At 39.6% G+C, this 25,438-nt stretch carries 17 protein-coding genes; 13 read left to right on the forward strand and 4 right to left on the reverse strand.

The window, feature by feature from the left end; all coding sequences use genetic code 11:
• Positions 1–19 precede the first annotated feature (19 nt).
• Positions 20–2,002, forward strand: coding sequence for a TonB-dependent receptor domain-containing protein (locus OQE68_RS25205; RefSeq protein WP_180567101.1), 1,983 nt, complete (start codon positions 20–22; stop codon positions 2,000–2,002).
• Between the two features lie 74 nt (positions 2,003–2,076).
• Entirely contained in the window at positions 2,077–2,853 is a 777-nt protein-coding gene (locus tag OQE68_RS25210; protein WP_180567102.1) for a 2,3-dihydro-2,3-dihydroxybenzoate dehydrogenase, read from the forward strand.
• Here OQE68_RS25210 and OQE68_RS25215 read toward each other — a convergent pair.
• Both OQE68_RS25215 and OQE68_RS25220 read right to left on the reverse strand, forming a co-directional pair.
• Entirely contained in the window at positions 2,850–3,563 is a 714-nt protein-coding gene (locus OQE68_RS25215) for a sensor histidine kinase (protein WP_180567103.1), read from the reverse strand. The two genes, OQE68_RS25210 and OQE68_RS25215, sit on opposite strands and share 4 nt — an antisense overlap.
• Entirely contained in the window at positions 3,535–5,175 is a 1,641-nt protein-coding gene (locus OQE68_RS25220) for a tetratricopeptide repeat protein (RefSeq protein WP_180567104.1), read from the reverse strand. Before OQE68_RS25220 ends, OQE68_RS25215 begins: the two co-directional genes overlap by 29 nt.
• Positions 5,176–5,642: 467 nt before the next feature.
• Here OQE68_RS25220 and OQE68_RS25225 point away from each other — a divergent pair, with 467 nt between their 5' ends.
• On the forward strand, positions 5,643–6,089 hold the full coding sequence (locus OQE68_RS25225) for a response regulator (protein WP_266195816.1): 447 nt from the start codon (positions 5,643–5,645) through the stop codon (positions 6,087–6,089).
• A gap of 53 nt (positions 6,090–6,142) precedes the next feature.
• Positions 6,143–8,476, forward strand: a complete 2,334-nt coding sequence (locus OQE68_RS25230; RefSeq protein WP_180567105.1) for a CHASE domain-containing protein — start codon at positions 6,143–6,145, stop codon at positions 8,474–8,476.
• A gap of 11 nt (positions 8,477–8,487) precedes the next feature.
• Here the strand turns inward: OQE68_RS25230 and OQE68_RS25235 are convergent, their stop codons facing one another.
• The gene (locus OQE68_RS25235) at positions 8,488–9,702 is read right to left on the reverse strand and encodes a PilT/PilU family type 4a pilus ATPase (protein WP_180567106.1); all 1,215 of its coding nucleotides are present in this window, start codon (positions 9,700–9,702) and stop codon (positions 8,488–8,490) included.
• 358 nt (positions 9,703–10,060) lie between these two features.
• Between OQE68_RS25235 and OQE68_RS25240 the strand changes: the two genes are divergently transcribed.
• The 7 genes from OQE68_RS25240 to OQE68_RS25270 all read left to right on the forward strand — a co-directional run bounded on the left by OQE68_RS25240 (position 10,061) and on the right by OQE68_RS25270 (position 19,908).
• A complete protein-coding gene (locus OQE68_RS25240) occupies positions 10,061–10,465 on the forward strand; it encodes a hypothetical protein (RefSeq protein ID WP_180567107.1) in 405 nt (134 codons plus the stop codon).
• Positions 10,466–10,688: 223 nt separating this feature from the next.
• Positions 10,689–11,702 carry a DUF1015 family protein gene (locus OQE68_RS25245; RefSeq protein ID WP_180567108.1) on the forward strand — a complete coding sequence of 338 codons (1,014 nt, stop codon included), beginning with the start codon at positions 10,689–10,691 and terminating at the stop codon, positions 11,700–11,702.
• A 51-nt stretch (positions 11,703–11,753) separates the two neighbouring features.
• Entirely contained in the window at positions 11,754–12,698 is a 945-nt protein-coding gene (locus OQE68_RS25250; RefSeq protein ID WP_180567109.1) for a PLP-dependent cysteine synthase family protein, read from the forward strand.
• Complete coding sequence (locus OQE68_RS25255) at positions 12,688–13,632, forward strand: hypothetical protein (RefSeq protein ID WP_180567110.1); 945 nt, start codon at positions 12,688–12,690, stop codon at positions 13,630–13,632. The genes OQE68_RS25250 and OQE68_RS25255 overlap by 11 nt, the downstream gene beginning before the upstream one ends.
• 270 nt (positions 13,633–13,902) lie before the next feature.
• Complete coding sequence (locus OQE68_RS25260; RefSeq protein ID WP_180567111.1) at positions 13,903–17,175, forward strand: putative bifunctional diguanylate cyclase/phosphodiesterase; 3,273 nt, start codon at positions 13,903–13,905, stop codon at positions 17,173–17,175.
• Between the two features lie 131 nt (positions 17,176–17,306).
• A complete protein-coding gene (locus tag OQE68_RS25265) occupies positions 17,307–19,196 on the forward strand; it encodes a DUF294 nucleotidyltransferase-like domain-containing protein (protein WP_180567112.1) in 1,890 nt (629 codons plus the stop codon).
• A 10-nt stretch (positions 19,197–19,206) separates the two neighbouring features.
• Positions 19,207–19,908 (forward strand): 3'-5' exonuclease, encoded by a 702-nt coding sequence (locus OQE68_RS25270; protein WP_180567113.1) that lies wholly within the window; start codon positions 19,207–19,209, stop codon positions 19,906–19,908.
• Positions 19,909–19,974: 66 nt separating this feature from the next.
• On the opposite strand, the gene OQE68_RS25275 is transcribed toward OQE68_RS25270, so the two are convergent.
• Positions 19,975–21,546: a BCCT family transporter gene (locus OQE68_RS25275; RefSeq protein ID WP_180567114.1), complete on the reverse strand. Its 1,572-nt coding sequence runs from the start codon at positions 21,544–21,546 to the stop codon at positions 19,975–19,977.
• Between the two features lie 848 nt (positions 21,547–22,394).
• Between OQE68_RS25275 and OQE68_RS25280 the strand changes: the two genes are divergently transcribed.
• Positions 22,395–23,264, forward strand: a complete 870-nt coding sequence (locus OQE68_RS25280; protein ID WP_180567115.1) for a hypothetical protein — start codon at positions 22,395–22,397, stop codon at positions 23,262–23,264.
• Between the two features lie 54 nt (positions 23,265–23,318).
• A complete protein-coding gene (locus OQE68_RS25285; RefSeq protein ID WP_180567116.1) occupies positions 23,319–25,385 on the forward strand; it encodes a bifunctional diguanylate cyclase/phosphodiesterase in 2,067 nt (688 codons plus the stop codon).
• Positions 25,386–25,438 lie beyond the last annotated feature (53 nt).

Consider the following 25,438-nt stretch of genomic DNA (forward strand, 5'->3'; position numbering starts at 1 on the left):
TACATACTTGGAGAGTATTTTGAAAACCAGTAGTAGTATTTCAAAACATGTTTTATCGCCACTCAGCTTAGCTATAATAGCAACTGTGCCTGCTGTGTTAACCGCTAATGAGAAAAAGCAAGATAATTATACTACCCTTGATTCTGTGGTAGTGACTGCTACAAAAACTGAGCATGATATTTCTACCGCACCAGCATCCATATCAGTAATTACCAGTGAACAATTAAAAGAAATGCCAGTGTCAGATATCAGTGATGCCATTCGGCATTCAGTGGGGGTATTTCAAGTAAAGAATGGTAATGGCCGACAAGGCATTGGTATTCGAGGGCTAGGTAGTGCATACACATTGATTTTGGTGAATGGCCGACGGGTTAACTCGGTGAATACGTTAATTCGTGGTAATGACTTTGATCTATCAACCATTCCTTTGAATCAGATAGAGCGCATTGAAGTTGTTCGTGGACCAATGTCATCCTTGTATGGCTCTGAGGCATTAGGTGGGGTGGTAAATATTATTACCAAGCAGGCAGATAATCAGTGGGGTGGTCAGGTCAGTGTTGATTATGCAACACCTGAAGGCAGTGGTAGTGATGATGGTAATGAAACCCGTACTAGTATCAGTACCAGTGGAGCATTGATTGAAGACAAGTTATTTCTATCATTTCATGGTAACAAATACAATCGAGATGCCTGGACTCCTTTTCAAGAAGATTATACCACAACCACAATTAATGAGCGTGATGAGACAGGGTTAGAAGACCATAATAGTATCAATGCTAACCTAGGCTTAACCTGGAAGTTGGCTGATAATCAGATGATTGATTTTGAATATGGCTATGGCCATGATGATCGCAAGGCAAATTTTGCTTTTAAAGGTAGCAATGGAATTACCGACCACGAAACACGACGTGATACTTATTCATTAACTCATAAAGGGGATTGGGATTGGGGCAATAGCCAAATACGTTATTACCAAGAAGGAACGGAGTTTAAAGAACGAAGTACGACGGTCCCTAATGGTGTGGCTACTCAAACTAACCAAGTAGTGGATGGTTTTATTACTACCCAGTTTGGTGATCATGCGATCACCACCGGGGCTGAATACAGACAGTCAGAACTGGATAATGATGTTAACTTAAAAACAACCGGTAGCGCCGACGTGTCGCAAAAAGCGCTGTATATTCAGGATGAATGGAAATTAAGCCAAGATTGGGCATTGACTGGTGGGGGCAGGCTGGATGATCATGAATTTTTTGGCCGGGAATTTAGCCCCCGTGGTTATCTGGTTTATACTCCAACAGATGCATTAACCATTAAAGGGGGGGTAGGAACCGCATTTAAAGCGCCTACTTTAACCCAGCTTACCAAGGAATATAACATTCCAAGTTGTCGTGGTAGGTGTACTCTTATTGGAAACCCCGATCTACAGCCTGAAAAGTCGACAAGCTATGAGCTTGGGTTTACCTATCAAGGCAACAGTTGGGATCTGGGTGCGACGATTTTCCGTACTGATATAAAGGACATGATTGCCAGGCAAAGTGAAAAGGATGAGAATAATAAAAAAAGAGATTTTATTACTTACGAAAATATTAATAAAGCCAGAATTGATGGCATTGAACTAACTGGCAGTATTGATTTAACTGATGCTGTATTTTTAACGGCTAATTATTCCTATACTGATGCAAGGGATCGTGACACTGATAATCGTTTAGCAACCACCCCTCGGGAAAATGTCAATGTTCGGTTGGATTGGGAAGTAGACAACAAATTAGGTGCATTTACCCAAGCCCGTTATATAGGTGATCAAAAAACTAGAGGTAATGAAGATTTGCCAGGATATAGCCTGGTAGATATGGGCGTTACTTACCAATTAACTGAGCAGGTCAGTTTACGTTCTGGTATTACTAATTTAGCTGATACTCGACTGGATAAAAAAGATGATAACTTTGATTTTGTAGAAAGAGGACGTACTTTCTATGCAGGGTTTACAGCATCTTTTTAAATAATCACCTTAGTGACCCAGGTCAAGGATGACCTTATTATTTTTAAGTAATTTTTACATGTTTTCAATTAGCTATGGATTTTAAAGATAAAATTGTTCTCGTCACTGGAGCGGCACAAGGTATTGGTGCGGCTGTAGTCCGTAAACTGTGTCAATATGGCGCGACAGTAGCTGCATTAGATATCAATGAAACTGCCGTCAAGCAGTATGCAGATAGCTTCAACAATAATTGCAGGCCAGTTTTACCTTTTGCCGTTGATATCAGCAACAGTGAGCAGGTAAGTCGATCTGTAGAGCAAATTGAAAAAAAGCTTGGTCCTATTGAATATTTGGTGAATGTAGCAGGTATTTTACGAATGGGGAGTTTACTTTCATTATCAGATGATGATTGGCAGGCGACTTTTTCGGTGAATACAACAGGTGCTTTTAATATATCCCGTACTGTTGGTTGTTATATGAAGGAGAGACGGTCTGGATCAATTGTGTTGGTTAGCTCTAATGCTGCATCAGTACCAAGAATGCAGATGGGGGCTTATGCCGCATCAAAAGCAGCTGTGACCATGTATGCTAAATGCTTAGCTTTAGAATTAGCGGCATTTAATGTTCGCTGCAATGTCGTTTCGCCAGGTTCTACTGATACGGCAATGCAGCGAGCTTTATGGACGGCTGACAGTGGGGTCGACCATGTAATTGCTGGTTCTTTAGAACATTATCGGTTAGGTATTCCTTTACAGAAAATTGCAACGCCTGAAATGATTGCAGATGCTGTATTGTTTTTATTATCTGACCAGGCTAGTCAAATTACTATGCATGATTTGCGAATAGATGGAGGGGCTACGTTAGGTTGTTAAGGTAAATATAAGGTGAAACAACCACCTGTACCATTAATTAAGCTATCATTACTGAGTTTAATTGATCCTTGTTGTTCTGCTTGTTGGTGAATTTGAGCAATCTCCTGAGCAAAATATAACCCTAGGTAGGTGCTGCCAGTATGGGGGGCTGCAAGTGTTGCTGGTGCCTTTTGACAAGCTATCATTTCATTGGGAAAACCATTGCCATTATCATGGACTTGAAGTATTAGCTGATTATTTTGTTGTTGAGCAAGTACTAACACCTTGTCTTTGGTATATCGAGCGGCATTAACTAACACATTATTTATCAAACACCCTATCAAATACTCATCAAAATACCAGGAAAGGTTATCATCACACTGAATACCTACTTGAACACCTTTATAGTGAAATAAATATTGGTTTCTTGCTATTTGTTCTTCAATAAGATCGATTAAAAATAGTTGTTGTTTATTTACAATTAATTGCTGATCCTGCAAACGATAAAAGCTTAATAACTGAGTTAAGTCATTATTTATTCTAGATGACTCATAGTAAAGGAGGGCATAATTATCAATAGCTTCTTTATTATCTTCTGGTATGTGAACGCTTAACTCATCTAGTGATTGAATAAGCATGGATAGAGAGTTTTTAATATCATGGGCACAAGTGGCTAATACCATTGACATATCTATGCTAGTTTTAGGCTGTATATTTTTTTGCTTTTTCATGCCACTGCTTTACAGGCTTAAGTAGTTTTTGATATCGGTTGAATTGGGGGTGGTTTTCTCTCAGGTGTTTAACATTGATTAGTGATTGGTCGCATAACGTCAGCCATTTTGGAGAGAATTCGTCTTGTAATAGGTATAAGCAAGTTTGGATCAAATTAAGGTTGAGACCCGGATGCCTTGGTGAAAGCTCTAATGCTTGCTCAAATTTCTCTACAGCTTGTAAGTAATCTTTTTGCTCATAAAGAATAATCCCTTCCTTATTAGCAATAGCGGCTTCTTGTCTGACTTTTTGGCTAACAGGTTCATCAAGAAAAGCAATGACTTTATTTACAAAGGCTTTATCATCTGCATAATCTTCTACTAACTGATAAAAAATGGTTTCAGCTGTATCTTTGTGACTGCATAAAAATAATGTTTTCGCTATTTCAAACTTAGTATTAGGTAATAGCTCATTCGGTTGGGTCTCGTAGTTATTCTGCACTTTTTCGAATAACTCGTTCATTGTTGCTAAATCATTTTTATGAAAAGCTGCTTTTGCTTTCACTAGGTCAATTTTAGTTGATGTATTTAAATCAATACTGAAACGTTTGCCTACTTGTTTGAGCAGCTGATCAGATTCCTGAATAGCCTTTTCTGAATTTATGCCTTTATCTTCTTGAGACTGATCAATGAGACAAATAGCTAGCTCAATATAGTTGTCAGGATCATCATAACAAGAATTTTCACCAAGCTCTAACGTACGTTTAAATGCTTTGGTCGCTACGTTTAGACTACCAGCTTCACGGCTAACCTGGCCAAGCTTCTGCTGACGTAAAATAGCATGAGGAGAGATGTCAACAGCCTGTTGCAATAATTTTTGTGCTTCTTCAGTACTACCATGGGCAAGAAATACTTGGGCCATTTCATCATATCCTGCCATTGAATTTGGGTTAACTTTTAATAATTGTTCGTAGTGTTTTATTGCTTGATGTTTATCTCCTTGTTGAAAGGCAATTTTACCTAGCATTTGGTGAGGCCAATCTACATTGCGTTCAGATAAAATAGAATTACATAGCTCTACCGCTTCGTCATACTGTTTAGTTATAATCAATAACTCACATAACTGTTTCTGATACCAAGGAGTGAGCCGGCTTTCATTCATTAATGCTTGATGACAGCTGTCAATTGCCTGAGAAAATTGTTTTTTATTGATCAGCTTTTTAATGGGAGATAGTGTATTACCTTGTTTAACCAGTTTTTCTAAGCGTTTTCTCAGTAAAGCCTGATTAATAGGCTTTGAGAGATAAGCATCTGGTTGGCACTCAAGTGCACTCATGACAAAATCTTTAGCTGTTTCGGCAGTAATAATAATGAAAATACAAGTTGGACTTAATAGATTAAGCTGTTGTAGCTCTTCTAAAAGTTGTTGACCATTCTTGCCTTCACCTAAGTTAAGGTCACAGATAATAATGTCGTAACTTTGTTGCCCACAGGCTGTTAAGGCAAGTTTAGCATTTTGGACCATGTCAATAGAACTAATGCCAAGTTCCTGTAACATCTTTTTTAACGATAGCCGAAAATTTTCAAAATCATCAACAATAAGAACTTTTTTCTTACTAAAGATGTTAAACACATTTGAGCTTGTATACTGTATGCTGTTAAAAACGTCCATTGCTTTGACAAGCGCTCTATTTATCCATCATTACTTTTAGCACTTTTGATATTTAAACCTCTCTCGACCAAGTATAGCTAAAGTCGTCGTGTTGGATGATGTACTGCCGTGTCATAATATTGCTATAAATATTTCATAAAAGTCACTTATGGGCACCTCTAATAATTGTTTGCTGCCTTTGGCCTTGTGGTAAATTCGCAATCAAGGTGTTGATTTGAAAGCAGGCTGGTGGTCAGCCAAAAAGGCTGTTATTAAAAAAATACATAATAAAGAATGACTAAATCTCGAATGGTTTTAGAGGATAAGCCTACTACGGTGAAGCCTAGCTATACTTCTTTTAAAACCTAAGCCGATTGAGCTGATAAGTACAGGTGATTGTTGGAAATACGCATTATTATTAAAGCGAAGTAGCTATAGAGCAGTCAGTTGTGAAAATACCATTTAGACAGCAACCACTAGTGCTTTTGATTGAAGATAGTATGCATGACTTTGCGGCTATTCAACGAGCCTTTAGGAAGGTAGGGTTTGAGGGGCATGTTGAGCATTGTCAAAAAGGGGAAACGGCTCTGGATTACTTGGAGCAAGCAAAGGCAGAAAAAGAAACAAAAAATAGCAGCCTACCTTGTTTTATTTTGTTGGATTTAAACTTACCAGGTATTGATGGTATCCAAGTCTTGCAATCAATAAAAACAGATAATACGCTCAAGCAGATACCTATCATCGTTTTTACCACTTCTCAGAACCCTCAAGATATAAAAATCTGTTATCAGTCAGGAGTAAACTCCTATGTAACCAAGCCTATGGACTTAGCCGCATTCAATCATGCTATTGCTACAATATCGGAGTATTGGTTGAAAACGGTTTATTTACCTTAAGCAATAGTTGTTATAAAGCGAATTAAATAACTGTCAAATATATTGACCTTATAATGTATCTACAAACAATAAAAGAATACTTCTTAAAAATATTTGTATTGGCTGTTAGTTATGCGGTTATAGGTAAATTATCACTCTTATTAGCTATCCCCCCAGGATTTGCTTCCCCTGTCTGGCCACCTGCTGGTGTGGCACTTGGGTTAGTGTTGTTATGGGGCTATCGATATTGGCCTGGTATATTGCTAGGTTCGATGACAATCAATATTTGGGTTTCTCAAGAGGCATACACCAATATCATTGCTTTAGCCAATGGTCTTGGTATAGCGCTAGGTGCATCACTGCAAGCGGTTATATCGAAGTGGTTGATTGAAAAAGTCACCCAGCCACCCTGGGAGCTAGAAGAAGTCAAACAAATAACAGCGATTGTCGTAGTTGGTGGGCCTATTTGTTGTATTATTTCTGCAACTGTTGGAAACACGGTGTTATTGCTGAATGGGGTAATCCCATCTGACGCTTGGTTACCGGCCTGGTTAACCTGGTGGATAGGCGATAGTATCGGTGTTATGGCTTGTGCTCCAGTATTGTTAGCATTATTTACCGGCTCTATTACGGTCGTACGAAAAACTATTGTGGCTACACCATTAATGGCCCTTTTAATCACAGTCATTTATTTATTCTTCTCTGCTCAACGTTGGGAACAGGAACAACAAAATAGTCAAGCCATTAAAGAAATGGAGCGATCAGTAGAATATATGCAAGACTACCTTGATGGCTATCTGATATCGTTATTTGCGTTAGAGCGTTTCTTTCAGTCATCTCAGGTGATTAGTCGTGATAATTTTAAACGTTTTGCAGAAGGCTTCATCAATAAATACCCAGGCATTCAAGCATTGGAATGGGTGCCCATCGTGCCAGCAAGTCAAAGAGAGCAACTTATTAAATCTGCCCATGCTGGAGGATTGAAAAAATTTGATATTGTTGAATATAATCCACGCTTAAAAAAAATGGAAAAAGCAAAGCCCCGTGATACTTACTATCCGGTTTTTTATATTGAACCTATGGCTACCAATGAGGCAGCTTTAGGTTATGATATAGGATCAAATCACCGTCGTTTAAAAGCTATCGAAAAAGCACTAACAACACTTCAGCCGGTTGCTACTGAAAAGATTACGCTGGTTCAGACTGCTGAGCCTGAGTCGGCTTTTTTGGTATTAATGCCAGTCAATAAAAATAATACAGTGTTTGGCTTTGTCTTAGGCGTATTTAAAATCAAACCACTAATGGAAAAACTCCAGTCTCATCTGGGTAATTTAAACGCTGTTTTTAGTGTTTATGATAAAAATAATGAGGTGATATATGAATCAGGACCAATGCTAAAACAACAAGAGAAGCTTAAACCGCTGATAAATTTATTTAATTTAAGTCAAATACTGTCAATAGCTGATAGAGAGTGGCGCTTAGATATTCAATTTAAAGCTAATATTAATTTAGAACATAGATTCTGGTCAATATGGCTACTTATTGTCGGCGGATTTTTTATTATCGGTATGTTGAGTTATGTCCTATTAATTATTACGGGGCAAGCAGAGTCTACTGAACGAAAAATTCAACGGCGTACAGTTGAACTGGAGGCTAGTAAACAGGCACTCAGTGAACAAGCGCAAGCACTATCTAAATCAAATCAGGCATTAGAAGAATTTGCTTATATTGCATCGCATGACTTAAAGGAGCCATTACGAGGAGTCAGTAATTATTGTCAGTTTATTAATGATGATTATAAAGATAAGCTGGATCGACAAGGTGGTGAAATGCTGGATAATATTCGCAAATTAACCAGAAAAATGGAGTGTTTTATTAATGATTTGCTCAAGTATTCAAGAGTAGATCATATTGAAGGGGTGCGAATTGAAACTAACTTAATGGAGCTGTTATCTGAAGTCAAAGAAGGCTTATTTCACTTAATTCAAAAGTTTAATGCAGATATATCAATAAGAGAGCCTCTACCTATTATATACTGTAATAAAACCAAAATTGAAGAGTTATTTACTAACTTAATTACCAATGCGATTAAATATAATAATAGTGAACAGATAAAGATAGGAATTGGATGTGATTTTAGCAAAATACCTGCTGTTTTTTATGTTGAGGATAATGGTATTGGTATTCCTGAGCATTTACAACATAAAGTATTTAAAATTTTTCAACGTTTGCATACAGAAGATGAATATGGCGGTGGAACAGGTGCTGGATTGAGTATTGTTAAAAAAATAATAGAAGGCTATCGTGGCTCTATATGGGTTAAATCAAAATCAGGCACCGGTAGTACTTTTTATTTTACGTTACCATTAGCAATGTCGAAAGCAGTTGACAAGGCAGTTAATAGTTGAGCAGTAGCGACTCAGACCTCATCATCATCTTCTTTTGCTTCTTCCAATGGCTCCAGTGTCAGGTTGGAGATTATTGAGGAAGCCTCTTGTTTTTCTTCTGTCGGGGTTGATTTAGCCTTGTTAGACTGCACTCGCTTCAATATCGTTTGATCGACACTTTCTGTTGACTTAGATTCTAAATTAACACGTAATCTAAGGTTATTTTTTGAGTCAGCGTTTTTTAATGCTTCTTCTAATGATATCTTGTTTTCTTTGTAAAGATTATATAGTGCGGTGTCAAAGGTTTGCATTCCTTGTGCTTCAGACTTCATCATCACTTCTTTAATTTCATCGACTTTACCTTGTTTGATTAAATCGCATAAGCGTGGTGTGCCTAACAGGATTTCAATAGCCGCGCAACGTTTGTTATCAATAGTGGGTATTAACCGCTGAGAGATGATACCTCGTAAATTTAAGGACAAATCTAAAAAAAGCTGTTTATGGCGCTCTTCCGGAAAAAAATTAATGATTCGATCTAAGGCTTGGTTTGCATTATTTGCATGCAAAGTGGAAATACATAAGTGACCCGTTTCAGCAAAGGTTATGGCTTGTTCCATTTGTTCTTGGCTGCGTATTTCACCAATTAAAATAACATCAGGCGCCTGTCTTAAGGTGTTTTCCAGTGCATCGTCATAGCAGTTAGTGTCGACACCTACTTCCCGCTGGTTTACGATAGACTGTTTGTGTCGGTGAACAAATTCAACTGGATCTTCAATGGTTATGATATGGCCAGCTGAGTGACTATTTCGATAATCGATGAGGGCAGCAAGTGATGTTGATTTGCCAGATCCTGTACCGCCAACAAATAAAATCAACCCTCGTTTTTGCATTATAAGCTTAGGGAGAATATCGGGCAGGCCTAAATCCTTATAATGAGGGATTTCTGTTTTAATCGCGCGAACAACCATGGATACTTGGTTTCTTTGTTTAAAGATGTTCACTCTAAAACGACCGATGCCTTGCTCTGCTATTGCGAGGTTCATTTCAGGCTTATGTTCAAAAGCAACCCGTTGCTCTTCATCCATAATGGTATAAGCAATTTCTTCTACTCTACCGGGAGGTAATGGTCTATCTGCAATTGGTTGTAAGTGACCATGAATTTTAGCACTAGGTGGTGCACCTGTTGTTAAGAACAGGTCTGAACCATCTTGTTCAGCAAAATAGCGAAGGTAATCAAGCCATTCCATTGCAAATACCTGACTGGTCATTAAATTGTCATAATTGAAGTGCGCTAGTTGAACTCTTTGAGAGTATAGCAAGTAGTTTGTGTTGTGAGTGGTTTTGTAGTCTATTACAATACCGGTAAGACTTAAAATAAATAGGGAACTATTCATTACTGATCTAGTCTCATTTGTCACTAGCAAATAGTATTCGACTCATATAGTATTTATTCAAGCCACTAAAATAGATTCCACTTGACTGTCTGTCATTGTAGGTAGTTGCTAGAGGAATAAATGAAAACGCGTGGGTTGAGAATGTTAACTGAGGGTAAAGCGGGTAAAGAATAATAATCTATTTAAGAGAACGTTATGGAACTATATAGAAATGATTAATAAACTTATAAAACACTTGTTTTGTATAATCTTTCTATTGGCTGGATCTACAGGATTTTCAGCCGTTGAAAATCCTGTAGGCGTCAGTAACATTCATACGGCTAGTAAATTGATTACCAATGTAGTACTTTTTAACGATAAAACCAGTAAAGTAACATCTGAATGTAAAATCAAACTTCACTATATCCATGATCAATCTGTTCATACTTCTCTGGAACATAGCTTAACCGAAAGTGCAGGTGGAGACTGCCATTGCTGCTTTGGGAACTGTTCTTCACTAGCTAATTCATCCTGCAATCACTTACTATTAACACCATTCACTATTCATTATCCTGCTATAAAACTAGCTGAGTTAAAGCTGTTTATTGACCCTCATTTTCGCCCTCCTATAGTCTAATACTCATACGTTGTCAGCCTATTTTGTTTAAAACATTATAACCAAGTAATGGTTTACAAGCGCTATCGCTAATGCCATTAGTTTAGACTGTGTATATTTTATTGCTGGCAATTAATCTTTCGAAAAAACATATCCTTTACGTCTAATAGCGAAAGGAAAAACCTGCCTTTATCAAATGTAAATGCAGAGGATATCTATTGTCTGGCTGCAAAGGAATAGTCAAATGAGTCTTATAGAACAAAAAACTAAAGTGATTGATTGTAATGCATTTAATAGTCTTCTATTTCAAGATTGTAATGAGGGCCTTTTTATATACCATATTAGTGGTTTGTTTAATGATGAACCTCATGAAGTTATTGGTGTTTTAAGCCAATATAGAAATAAAGGGAAATCAATGGTTTATCCTCATGAAGAGATTGATTCTCAACGGCTGGCCGCTCTTCAGCAGGAAATAGTACAACAGCAGGGCATGAGCACCCCCTGTTACTTAGTGACAAATAGCAAATTTTATCCTCGGTTTACATTATCAAGATTAATACAGTCAGCACAGCCAATCATTAGTTTCAAAGATAAATCATTCACTCACTCAATTTTTTATATTCATGAAGCTATCGACTGTATAGAGGTTATGTTAGCAATCAATCGCATCGAACATTTTCTTATTGCTGATGGCCACCACCGATTTGCAGCCTATCAACAACAAACCAGTATTGATACTAGTAGCATTGTGTCACTCCCCGTATTTATTACACAGACATCTGAAACCAAAGTTAAGAGTTTTGGCCTAGTCGGTTGGCTTAATGAACACTTTAACTGGCAACAGCTTGTTGATCATTGTAGACAGCTAGGATTAAAGACCTGTAAAGAAGAACAGGCTGATTTCTTGATTCACTACCAAAATCAAAAGCTGGTGGTTGCTTTTGATTTGCTAATTGGTAGAAAAGGGTTTAACCAGCCAGGTTATCATCATAACTTCATATTAGAAAATCTCAGTAGTTTAAATGGGGTAGAGACTATTTCAAGCGAGGCATTAGCCTTTCAGCATAAAAACCACTTATCTGATATCAACCTAAGCTCTCATTACTTATTCATACAAACCCGTTCACCCAGTGTTGAATCGATTTACCAAAGTGCCTTACAAGGCCATTTGCTTCCTAAGAAGTCCACATGTTTTCTATTTAAGCCTCTAGAAGGTGTTATTGATTTTTTACAAAATGAAATAAAAGTTGCTTCATAACAGCCTGTATTTTCTTGGTTTTTAATTGTAGATTTTATTTAGGAGAAAAAAATGCTTGATTCCATTTTAGATACTATTGGCAATACTCATCTTGTTCAGCTTCCAGTGCTATCATCAACAAGTCGTAAGATAAACGTGTATGGTAAGATTGAGTATTTCAATCCGGGCTTCAGTATTAAGGATAGAGCTGCGCTGAAAATGATAGAATCTCTTGAAAAAACACATGATATTAAACCAGGTGACACGATTGTTGAGTCAACCTCTGGTAATACTGGCCATGCGTTAGCAATGATATGTGCAAAAAAAGGATATAATTTGGTATGTATTGTAGACCCTAAAACACCAAAACAAAATATTTTGATTTATAAAGCATTTGGCGCAAATGTATTAGTGGTAGAAGAAATGGATGAAAATGGCTCTTATCAAAAAGTCAGAATTAAAACAGCAAAAGAGTTAAGTAAAAAAAATGGATGGATTAATTTAGATCAATATTCCAACCCTGGGTGTTGGATGGCTAATTATGAACATACAGGAAAAGAAATATATCAAGATTTAAATGGAAAAATAGATGTGCTGGTCGCATGTGTAAGTACTGGAGGACACTTATCAGGAATTGCGAAATTTTTGATAGAGCATTTAACAAAGAAGCCTTTAATAGTTGCTGTTGAGCCTGTTGGATCAGTCATTTTTGGTGGCAAGCCGAAGCCTTTTAAAATAAATGGTGCAGGCTTAAGTTTTGTCCCTAAAAACTATTTCTCAGAGTACGTGGATATGGAGTTAAAGTGTAGTGACCACAATGCATTCTCGATGTGCCGATATATTGCCAAACACGAAGGAATTCTCTTGGGTGGGTCTTCTGGTAGTGTGTTGTCAGTTATCTCATCATTGATAAACAAAGGGGGGATAGTCGAGGGAAGTAATGTGGTTGGTGTTTTACCAGATTCTGGGTTGAAATACATTGATACGATTTATAATGATGGAACATATGATGATTAAATTAATAACTAAATCTATTATATCAATGGTTATTGTAGTCTTTCCTGTATTGCTTATTGTTAATATTGCTGTATTTCATGGCTTTGATCGTTTACTGATAACAGCTGTACAACCAATTATGTCTATCTTAGACTTGCCAGAAGAGTTTAGTATTGTTTGGTTGGCTGCAATATTGACTGGTGTGTATGGAGGAGTAGCTACATTTTTTACCATTGCCTCTGAATCCTATGGTTATCGGCTAATAGACATAAATGTATTATCAATATTAATACTTTTGGCTCATGCACTTCCGGTAGAATCTCGGGTGAGTTCGTTAGTGGGGGTAGGATTTGTTAAGGCAACTATTTTTCGAATTGTTAACTCAATTGTATGTGCATTGTTATTGATGCTATTTTGTAATTACTTTGAGCTTCTTCAAAGTAATGTAAGCTTTAGTAGTGCATTAATTACACCGAAGTCCTTTGCTAGTTATTTTGATGTGATTTGGCAGTCAATTGCGATAACGGTGAAAATGTGTGTGATTATTGTTTTATTGTTTTTATTAATTGAGCTGCTTAAAAAGTTATCACTGATTAACTTAATAGAAAAGCTGCTGTTGCCTTTGGTTAGTCTGCTTCGGCTTGATATAAAACTATCACACCCTTTATTGATTGGTATATTACTGGGTATATCTTATGGCGGAGTATTATTAAAAGAGTCACTAGGAGAGCTATCTGTTATTTATAGTGAAAGTATCAAAAAAGCAATATACTTTATGAATTTATCACACTCGCTAATAGAGGATACTTTATTAGTATTAATGATTAATGCCAATATTGTCATAGTTGTAATTTACAGATTGGCTTACTCAATAATAGTGATAAGACTGATGGCGTTGTTTCTCTATGTTAAAAGCCAACTAATCAATAGAACTGGAGTAACAAAGGAAAGTTAGTCTCTTAGGCATCAATACCCGGTTACGAATGGTTCGTGCGACCAAGCCCTGTTCTTCGCAGTGGTGATGAACAGTCCAGACTGCTAAAAAGGAAGTTAAGCACTGGGCTGTTAACATGGGCAGTATATGGTGTTTCACATCGATAACCCCGTTAATACTGTGTTCATGTTGATCAGTTGGGTATCTTGTGATTATAAGTAACTTTAAATCACCTACACTGTCATTACAGTAGTCACAAGAAAAATAGCATCACCTTCAAGTGATACCAGTATGCCAAAAAGCCGTTTGCACCTGGGAATTCGCGGAAAACTTATTTCGATTTTCAGCCTGATTAAAGTCCTTCCGCTGTTGTTACTGGCTTGGATTGCCTGGGACCATAGCGTTAATCTTGGTCATAAGGTGGTTGATGAAAGCCAGCAAATGGCTGACAGAATGTTGCATACAGTAGCCACGGTAGGGGAAGTGACCACCGCTCAGTCAGTGAAAGCCTTGGATGCACAAGCGCAGGCAGCGATTGAGCGCTTAACGGTAGATACTGCTGAGCAGGTGGCACAGTTTCTTTATGAGCGGGATAAAGATTTACTATTGTTAGCTGGGCAGCCGCCTGATCCTGATACTTATCAACAGTTCATTGCGCATCGAACAGCCGTAGTGACGCTACATCAGCCCTGGCAAATGGATGATGAGGGGAAGCAATGGCAGCCTGTTCGGCCAGTGAGTATTAAATACCAGCAAGTAACTCCTCGTGTAGAAGACAATCGTACCGCCTTTCATTATCGTCCACCGGATCATCTAGGTATTAAAGAAAACAGGCCGCTTTATCGGGAGATCAGTTTTTTTGACGTAAATGGTCAGCAACAGATTCGCATTTTGTCAGACCCAAACCAAGCTGCTCCGTTATTGGATGTCTCTCGCGCTGAAAATACTTGGTATAAGGCAGAGCGTTATTTTGCCAAGCTGAACTCATTACAAAAAGGCGATATTTATGTATCCGATGTGATTGGTGCTTATGTGCCATCGCCTATTATTGGTCCTTTTACTCGGGCAAAGGCAAAGCAAAAAGGCATTTCTTTTTTACCCGAAAATGCCGGGTATGCAGGTAAAGAAAACCCAGTAGGGAAACGATTTGAGGGAATTGTACGGTGGATAACCCCTGTTTTTCAGGCGGGTGAAAAAATTGGGTATTTATCATTGGCATTAGATCATACCCATATTATGGAGTTTACTGACCACTTGGTGCCGACTCAACAGCGTTTTACGCCTATTTCTGATGCCAGCTCAGGAAATTATGCATTTATGTGGGACTATTTAGGGCGGAATATTTCTCATCCGCGCGATTATTTTATTGTGGGATACGATCCAACCACCGGTGAGCAGGTGCCTACCTGGTTGGATCAACACACTTGGCAACAGTGGCAAGATAGCGGTTTATCTTTTCAGCAATTTATTACCCAGCAATCACCGTATAAAGCGCAGTCATTAAAGCGAAAACCTGCTTTGACGCAAGTAGGTAAAGGACAAATAGCCTTGGATTGTCGCTACTTACATTTTGCGCCTCAATGTTCAGGTTGGTGGAATCTTACTGAAGAAGGTGGGGCAGGCTCGTTTGTAATTTTTTGGAGTGGGCTCTGGAAAATTTCGACAGCTGCAGTAATTCCTTATTATACCGGGCGCTATGCAAACAGTGCTCGTGGTTTTGGCTTTGTCACCATTGGCGCTAATATTGATCAGTTTCATGCGGCGGCAATGTCCTCAAAAGATGAAATGATGGGGATGATTCAACAAGCTAACCAACAACTGGAAAATAAACGTAACTCTTTAATTGCTGGGATTAACACCAGGCTGCAGAAAATTACTGTGCAGTTAACGGCTTCAACGGCTGTGATGGTGTTGTTGGTCATTTTAATTGCTATTTGGATAGCTTCTTATCTCACCAATCGACTGAAAGATATTATCACTGGAATGCAAACCTTTACTTCAGGTGATTTGACCCATCGACTGGCCACAACTACTGAAGATGAGGTAGGTGAGTTGATTGATACTTTTAATGAACTGGCGAATACCATTGAGCAAAATGTAACGAGTTTAAATGCTGAAATCCATCAGCGTAAAACCGCTGAAACCAAGCTGGCACAAGCAAAGAATGAGCTGGAGCATCGGGTTGAAGAGCGGACCTTAGAGCTTCGAATGAGTAATGAACAACTGAAAAAAGAAAATAAAGAGCGACAAAAAGCGCAACGACAAATTGAGCATTTAGCCCGTTATGATCACCTGACTGGCTTGGCTAATCGGGTGCTGTTTGGAGAGCGTTTAAAGCAAGCTATACAAATGTCGTCAGTGACTAATGAAGCGTTAGCTTTATTATTTATTGATTTAGATGGCTTTAAAGAAGTGAATGATTCATTAGGACACGAAGTCGGTGATTTATTACTGAAACATGTCGCCCGCTGTTTAGAAAGTGCTGTGCGAGAAGGGGATACCGTAGCTCGGCTTGGAGGGGATGAATTTGCCGTCATTGCAGGGGGAGTCGCCAGCCATGATGTGCTAGTGGAAGTTGCAGAGCGACTATTGAAAAAACTGCTGGCTAAAGCTTGTCTCGATGGTCATTGTTTACGGGCGGGTGGTAGCATCGGCATTGCTTGCTATCCTGCTGATGCTAAAAGTCAGGATAAACTAATTCATTTTGCTGATATGGCGATGTATCAGGCAAAACATAGTGGTGGAGGGAATTGTTATCGGTTCTTTACTCCTGCAATGCATGAGCGGGTGCTACACCATCAAAAAATTGAGGCTGAGTTGCATCAGGCAATTCAACAAAATGAACTCAGAGTGTATTACCAACCAAAAATTAATTTACAAACGGATGAAATCTTTGGCATGGAAGCACTGGTTCGCTGGCAGCACCCTGAGCGAGGCTTATTACCCCCTTCGGAATTTATCGAAATTGCTGAACATACTGGGCAAATTATTGAGCTGGGGGCTTGGGTGCTTGCAGAGGCATGTCGTCAAACCAACCACTGGCATCAACAAGGAATTACCAGCTTGCAGGTGTCAGTGAATGTATCAGGTTATCAAATTGATCAGCGCTTTGTGGAGCATGTAAACGAGGTGTTAACCGCTACTCAGCTAAACCCACAACAGTTAGAGTTGGAACTAACTGAATCGATTTTAATGAATGATACCCCTGCGACTAATGTAATTTTGAAGCAATTGAGGGATATAGGTGTTGCTATTTCTATTGATGACTTTGGTACTGGCTACTCATCTTTTGAGCGAATCAGAGCCTTACATTTAGATGTGATTAAAGTAGACAGAAGTTTTATTAAAGGGCTAGGTTCGCCAGATGACAATGCCATTGTTGATGCAATTATCAGCATGGCAAAAACCTTAAAAGTAAAAATCCTGGCAGAAGGTGTAGAAACCAAAGCGCAGCGTGAGTATTTACAGCAGGCGAATTGTGATGCAGCTCAGGGTTATTTGTTCAGTAAGCCGCTGCCACCCGAGTTATTTGAGCAGTTGCTCACTGGCCATAAACGACAGTAGTCATCCTAATTCAGCAAATCAAGGCAAGAGGTGTTTTCTCGTATAGACTTGAGTGCTAGCCTGACAAATCTGCTTATGTTTTAGGTTATTGCCTTGTTACGAACAGGGTCGCGCTGTTGAGAGGGCTTCTCATGCAAGTAGAACAACTGGAAATCGTTAATTTTTTGGCCAAGCATCCACCGTTTGATGAGCTGCCTAATGATGCGCTCAAGCTGCTGGCTCAACAAACGGAAATTGCCTATTACCGAGGGGGCACTGATATTCTAGTTTATGGTGACTCGATCCAGGATTTATTTGTTATTCGTAGTGGATCAGTGGAAATTTATCGGCGCACTGGAGAGCTTTATAACCGTTTGGCAGAGGGAGATGTGTTTGGCCAGATGGGGTTAATGATGAATCGTCGAGTCCGTCTTCCTGCCAAAGCCCTTGAAGATACCTTGGTTTATTGCATTCCTGCTGATCAGTTCAGTGAATATAACGACCGTTTTGACACTTTTGCTGATTTTTTTGAGGCAGAAGGTGGCGAACTACTACGTCGCACCCTATCCAGTCAGGCTGATAACAATGACCTGACCACCGTAAAAATAAAATCGTTGTTGACCCGAGAAGCGGTGACTGTACCTCAACAAACCTCTGTTCGTGAAGCGGCATTGACCATGACGGAAGAGGGAGTGTCATCGTTATTAATTACTGATCCTGAAATGACGGTTAATGAAGATGAATACAGTGGCCAGCTGATAGGAATTGTCACCGACCGGGATTTACGAGAGCGAGTATTGGCCGCTGATATTTCCCGTGATACACCGGTGGGAGACGTAATGACCACTGATGTGGCAGTCATTGATGATAATGCCTATGTATTTGAAGCCATGCTGGCGATGTTGCGAGGTAATGTCCATCACTTGCCAGTGATGCGCCGCCATCACCCCATTGGAGTAGTGGCGATGTCAGATATTGTGCGTCACGAATCTCAAAGCAGCTTGTTATTAGTACGGGGGATTTTCGCCCAGCAAACCGTAGATGATTTAAAAAGCTATGCACAGCAGCTGCCATCAGTCTTTGTTCGGATGGTTAATGAAGATGCCAACTCCCATATGATTGGTAGTGCCATGGCCTGGATTGGCCGTAGTTTTAAGCAGCGGTTGCTGGAGCTTGCAGAAGAAAAGCTGGGTTCACCCCCAGTGCCTTATTGTTTTTTGGCGTTGGGCTCAATGGCTCGTGATGAGCAGCTGATAGTGACTGATCAGGACAATGCGATTATTTTGGATAACGGCTATGACCCAGCACAGCATAATAGTTACTTTGAGCCGTTGGCTAATTTTGTTTGTGATGGGTTGGCGGCTTGTGGCTATGCTTACTGCAGCGGCGAAATCATGGCATCTAATGCTCAATGGCGAATGACTCTGAGCCAGTGGAAAGAACAGTTTGCTAACTGGATTGAAAACCCTGTACCTGAAGCGTTGTTACATAGCTCGATTTTTTTTGATTTGGATGGGGTATGGGGAAAAACTAGCTGGGCCAAGCAATTGCAAACCTTTATTGCTCGGAAAGCTCGTCAGAATCAGAAGTTTCTTGCTTGTCTGGCCCGAAATGCGCTGAATAGAACGCCACCCTTAGGTTTTTTTAAAGGGTTTGTAATGGAGCAGGATGGTCAGCATAAAAAGTCAATTAATCTAAAGCGCCGAGGAACTGCCCCCTTGTCAGATGTGATCCGTGTTCATGCCCTAGCCGTCGGCTCCCGAGCTCAAAACTCGTTTGAGCGGCTTGAGGATATTATCGAGGCCAGTATTCTTCCCCCTGGGAAAGGTCAGGATTTAAGCGATGCGTTGGAATACATCGCTATGGTTAGGATACGCCATCAAGCCGCGGATATTGAGCGGGGGGATGAGCCAGATAACAATATTGAGCCCGAGATGTTGTCTACCTTTGAGCGACGTAACCTTAAAGAAGCCTTTCAGGTGCTGGATAAATCCCAAAGCTTTTTGAAATATCGCTATCATGCATCAAAAGCATTGCGGTAGTGGGGGGTGAGTGGCTGATTTAACATCTGCTTGGCAGGAACGATATGCTCAGCTACAGGCCAGCAGTCAGGATGGGCGGTTGCAGCGTTTTTATGGGGCGGGCATAGTTGCTGGTAATACACCCATTAATAGTGTGCCACTGGTGGCACTAGACTTTGAAACCACCGGGCTGGATGCTGAGCAGGATGATATTGTTAGTATTGGGTTGGTACCTTTTACCTTGCAGCGGATTTTTTGTCGGGATGCTGCCGAGTGGATTGTTAAACCGGTACAGCCTTTGGCAGAGGAGTCTGTCATCATCCATGGCATTACCCATTCTGAAGTCAATTCCGCGCCTGATTTTCAGCACTTTCTTGAACAAGTGTTGCTGGCATTGGCTGGTAAAGTTGTGGTAGTGCACTATCGCCAGATAGAGTGTAATTTTTTTTCCCAGGCGTTGTTACGACGTATTGGAGAAAGTATCCAGTTTCCAGCCATTGATACACTGGAGTTAGAGCAACGAGCACTAAGGGCGCGACAAGGGTTAGTTGGGCGATTGCTACAAAAACCAATGGGATCTGTCAGGCTAGCTGACTGCCGGAAACGTTATTCTTTACCATACTATCATCCTCACCATGCGATGACGGATGCTTTAGCAACGGCGGAGTTATTGCAGGCGCAAGTAGCGCATCACTATCGACCTGATACACCGGTAGCGCAGCTTTGGAACTAGTTTGAGTAGGCGTTAGCAATAAAAAAACCGGCATTTGCCGGTTTTTTTATTTGTTGGTAATAAACGTTAATGTTTTTCCGTTCGCAATCCTATCACTAAGCTGACACACATCAGTAGTAATACAATAGTGAAAGGTAAGCCAGTGGATATGGCTCCAGCTTGTAAGGCTTGAATGGCTTCAGTACCACCAATCCAGAGTAAGGCGGCAGCGATTGCCCCTTCAATAGACGCCCAGAAAACTCGCTGTGGTACAGGTGCATCAATTTTGCCACCTGCTGTGATGCTATCAATTACCAATGAGCCTGAGTCGGAAGAGGTAATAAAAAACACTAGCACCAGTATGATAGCCGTTACCGAAAGCAGCGTTCCCATTGGCAGCTGCTCAAACATTTGGAACATGGCCAGAGGTACATCAGTCAAGCCTTTTTCGCCCAGTGCACCAACACCCGCAATTACTTGGTCAAGCGCAATACCTCCGTACACTGACATCCAAAGCACTGTAACAGCGGTTGGCACGAGTAATACCGCTGCGATGAACTCACGAATAGTACGACCTTTTGATATACGAGCAATAAACATCCCTACAAATGGTGACCAGGAAATCCACCAAGCCCAATAAAATACGGTCCAACCTTGGAACCAAGCTTCATCTTCACGCCCATGAGGGTTACTTAGAGGGATAATATTTTTCAGGTAAGCAGCAATGGTGGTTGGGATATTGCCCATGGCAACAGCAAGTGCTAAAAAAGTAACCAAGATCAACAGGGCAAAAGCAATGATCATATTGATGTTACTGAGTAGCTTAACCCCACCTTCAATACCACGGACAACGGAGAGTATGGCTAATGCAGTGACTACGACAATCACTAGAATTTGCATGCCGATACCGCCGTCGATACCAAATACATGATTGATTCCACTGGCAGCCTGTTGGGCGCCTAACCCTAACGAGGTGGCTAAACCAAATAAGGTGGCCAAAACTGCCAGGATATCGATGATATGGCCTGGCCAGCCCCAAGCACGATCACCCAATAGCGGATAAAAGATTGAACGAATAGAAAGGGGTAAGCCTTTATTGTAGGCAAAGAAGGCTAGCGACAAGGCAACAACACCATAAATTGCCCAGGGATGTAAGCCCCAGTGGTACATGGTGGCACCCATTGCAAGCTCAGCTGCTGCAGGGGTGTTGGCTTCGACACCAAGCGGAGTCTTATACCAGCCTGTGTAGTACGCGACTGGCTCTGCAACACTCCAGAACATCAGGCCAATGCCCATCCCTGCAGCAAACAGCATTGCTAGCCAGGACAACGTAGAGTATTGGGGTTTGGCATTGGTACCACCTATTCGGATTTTGCCATAAGGTGATAAAAGCAAGGCCAGGCAGAAAATAACAAAAATATTGCCAGACCAGATAAAGAGAGAGTCAAAGGTTCCAATGATGTCCCACTTCAGACCATCCAGTGTGGACTTAGCAGTGGCTGGGTCTACGAGTAATACTGCAATCAGGAAGACCAGAATCAACCCGGCACTGATACCAAAAACCGGATTGTGGACATCAAATCCCCACTTCTGAACATTGTCCTGACCAACGGTGTAGTCAGTATTTTCAATACTATATTTATCGTGATGTTTTTCCATACAGCTCCCCGATTTGAGTACAAACCTTTACAACTCTAACATTTTGAACTCAAAGAATAAAATCCCGCTCCTCTTACCTGTTTAGTATATGCTGGAAAATAGTCTTTGTTCGCCATGTTAAGTCGAGGCTGTCACACAATTATTTTAGTGGCAAATACAGTTTTTTTTGGTGGTATTGCAGGCAAAAAAACGATGTGACATACGCATAAATCTGCCTAGCACAAATTTTAATCATTCTCGCCAAAGCTATCGAATGAATAACGTATTTATTAATACCTTGTCATTGTGCAAGTTGAAAATCCATTTAATATAGTTTTACCTTGCTTATCACCTTGCATTGCTGAATGCGACATTCTCTTTTCTTTTTTTGCTTTTGTTTATTAGTAGTAAGCATTATTAGCATTAAACACTACTAGTACTAAACACTATAGTTGTTGCTTAATACTACGAAAGCCTATTATCCATAGAATTCTGCTCATGTGCCAGGCTTTATTAAATAATGTTATTCACTTTGAGAAGTGAGAGGAATATTTATAATTGACTTGCAGTTGATGAGTGTTATTGGTGAAGGGTATTTTCCGAAATTAATTAGGAAAAACATTTTAACCTTTTAAATAAACTAAGCCTTCAAAAAACAAAACGCCTGAAACGATACATGAATGGTCCAGACTAATATCAAATTTGTTGTTAAGAAATAAACTCTCTAAGTATGGGGATGCATAAGACAAACAAGCCTTCATTCAGCTGGGCCAGACTTCACTCGGTATCATCTGGAAAATACCAGCGAGAACAGCGTTAAGTGGTTATACTTGCTATACATATGACGTTATCAGACAGGAATTTTTCCAATGAACTGTATGCTTTCGGTGTTATTGCTATGCCTAATATCTGTGCAAGTGATGGCAGCTACCACATTTACTTACAGAGCTCCAGAAAGTGGTAAAGATGCACGATATAACTATGATACGTCTGTACTGGAGCTGGCACTGATAAAAACCCGTAAAGAATATGGTGACTTTGAGTTGAAACCGAGCCCCGCCATGAACTTCACTCGGGCTATCCGCTCTGCACAGCTCAATCAGTATGAAAATTTTTTTTTAAAATTAGCATATGAAAATAAGTTCAATCAACAGGACCTCTCTTTTGCACCTTTCCCCATTGATTTAGGTATTGTTGGTTACCGAGTCTGCTTCCTCTCTAAAACAATAAAAGATAAAGTGGCGAGTGCAAAGTCCTTTGCAGAATTAAGCCAATTTACCCATGGCCAGGGGTTAGGGTGGTCTGATATTCATGTTTTAGAAGCGAGCGGACTTAAGGTGGTGACGAGTCCTACCTATGAAAGTCTTTTTTATCTTGTAGCCGCTAATCGATTTGATCTATTTTGCCGCGGAGCCAATGAACTATATGAAGAATATAATGCATACAAACATATCAAAGATCTTACCTATGATACCTCTATGTCGATTGCTTATCCGCTACCGCGCTTCTTCTATACTCATAAGTCAAATACAGCTGCTATTGAGCGTGTCTATAAAGGGTTGAAGATTGCCTATAAAGATGGTTCTTTAAAACAGCTTTGGTTAAAGTCCTATAAACAAAGTATTGATTTCGTTGCGCTGGGTAAGCGGCAAATTTACTGGATTGAGAATCCTAACTTAAAAGGCTTAGAGTCAGATGAGTATCGTCAGTATTTTTATGATCCATTTAAGGATAACTAATGGTTAGATAACCAGGTATAAAGTCAGCCAGTTATTAATAAGTCAGATAGCATTATGTTGGCATCTAAGCATAAAAACTCGCATCAGTCGTTAGCAAAAAGCACATTGGCTCACATATTATTAATAAGCTCAATGATTACCCTGGTTATTGTTTGCGCACAAATTTACTCTGATTATCATGCTGATTTGAGTGTAATTGATGAACGATTGAATAATATAGAAAGAAGCTATTTAACCCCTATTGCCAAACAAGCATGGGATTATAATTTCGAAGCTCTCTCCGTGACCATTGATGGCATTGGCCAGTTGCCAGATGTAGCATTTGTTAGCTTTGTTAATATTGAAAATAAAGCATTTATTGCAAATAAACTGGAAGATGTAAAATACCCTCGGGAACGAATTTATCCTATTAATTATATGGCGGGTGATCGTCCTGTGAGTGTTGGTCAGTTAACGGTAGTGGTTGAGTTAGCCAATGTGTATGAACGGCTAATTGATAAGTCTATCCTTATTGCCTTTTCTCAAGCAATAAAAACCTTTCTAGTGTCTGTGTTTATTTTGTATTTTATTTATAGGTTAATCGTATCGAGAATAAATAAAGCAAAAGATTTTGCCGATGCTTTTTCATTAGATAACCTGGACACGGATGAAGAGCCTGAATTTGATAGTAACGATATCAAAAGTAATGATGAACTGTCTCAACTGCTTAGAGCCATGGAAAAGATGAAAAAACAGCTCAAGGAAGAAATAATGAAAAGAGAAGGAGATCAACAAAAGCTGTTTGAGCAGGCTAATTACGATTCATTAACCAAACTGGTGAATCGCAAGTGTGCTTTCGATCGATTGGAGTTGTTACTAATACATGCCAAACGATATGACCAATCGTTAGCTGTCATTTACTTAGACATAGACCACTTTAAGGATATTAATGATTCACTTGGTCATGATGCAGGTGATGAATTATTAAAGGTTTCTGCAGAACGCCTATGTAACACAGTGAGAAAAGGTGATATTGCTTGTCGATTGGGGGGAGATGAGTTTCTACTTATTTTAACGAATCTGCATTCACCGAATGCAGTGGAAATTGTTATTGAAAAGTTAGAAAACAGCTTTTCACAGGAGATGCATATATTAAAACACAGTCTTTATGTAACCCTCAGTATTGGTATTTCCATTTTCCCTTCTGATGGAAAAACGATGAACGAGCTCATAAAGAATGCGGATACTGCTTTATACAGTGCGAAAAAAGCAGGCAGAAATTGCCACCGGTATTTTGAACCACAAATGAACAAGTGGGCTGAAAAACGCTTGGAGATTAGTTCCAGGTTACGTAAAGCCATATCTGAAAATGAATTCACCATTTACTGTCAGCCGTTATTAAATATTAAAACCGGAAAGGTGGTTGGGGCTGAGGCTCTTATCAGATGGTTTAATAAAGAAGAGGGAGTAACACCTCCCGATAACTTTATACCGATATCAGAGGAAAATGGCCTCATAGTAGCTATTGGTGATCAAGTAGCGGAGTTGGTATTGGCTACAGCGGTTAAGTGGGAAATGACCTGGGGCAGCTCATTTCGGATGGCAATCAATATCTCTGCACGGGAATTACGAGAAGCTAATTTTGTAGACCGTATTTCCAGGCAAATAAAAAAATATAATATAAGGAAGTCATCAATTGAAATAGAAGTAACTGAGCGCTTGTTATTGGATAAAAGCGATAAGTCGGTAGAAAATTTATTAAAGCTATCATTGCTTGGTCTTAGGTTATCGTTAGATGATTTTGGCACGGGCTATTCATCTTTAAGTTACTTACAAAAATATCCGTTTAGTACTTTAAAGTTGGATCGCTCTTTTTTGAAGAAAGTACCTCATGATAGAAAAGGTGCAGCACTCTCATCGGCTATAATTCATCTGGCACATAGTTTAGGGTTTGAGGTGATTGCGGAAGGAGTTGAAACAGAAGCGCAATATCGGTTTCTTGAACAGGAAGGTTGCGATATTGTGCAAGGGTTTTACATTGCAAAGCCCATGAGTGTTCAAGACTTTGAACGTTGGATGGAGCAATGTTGTGGTAGTGTTGATTTTGATACACCTCCACCGGCTAAACAAATTAATGTGTAAACTAACGCTTTACAGCAAAGCAAAACAGTTGCACACTAAACAAACATGTACAT

This window comes from Spartinivicinus marinus (genome assembly GCF_026309355.1).
GTDB classification, from domain to species: Bacteria; Pseudomonadota; Gammaproteobacteria; order Pseudomonadales; family Zooshikellaceae; genus Spartinivicinus; species Spartinivicinus marinus.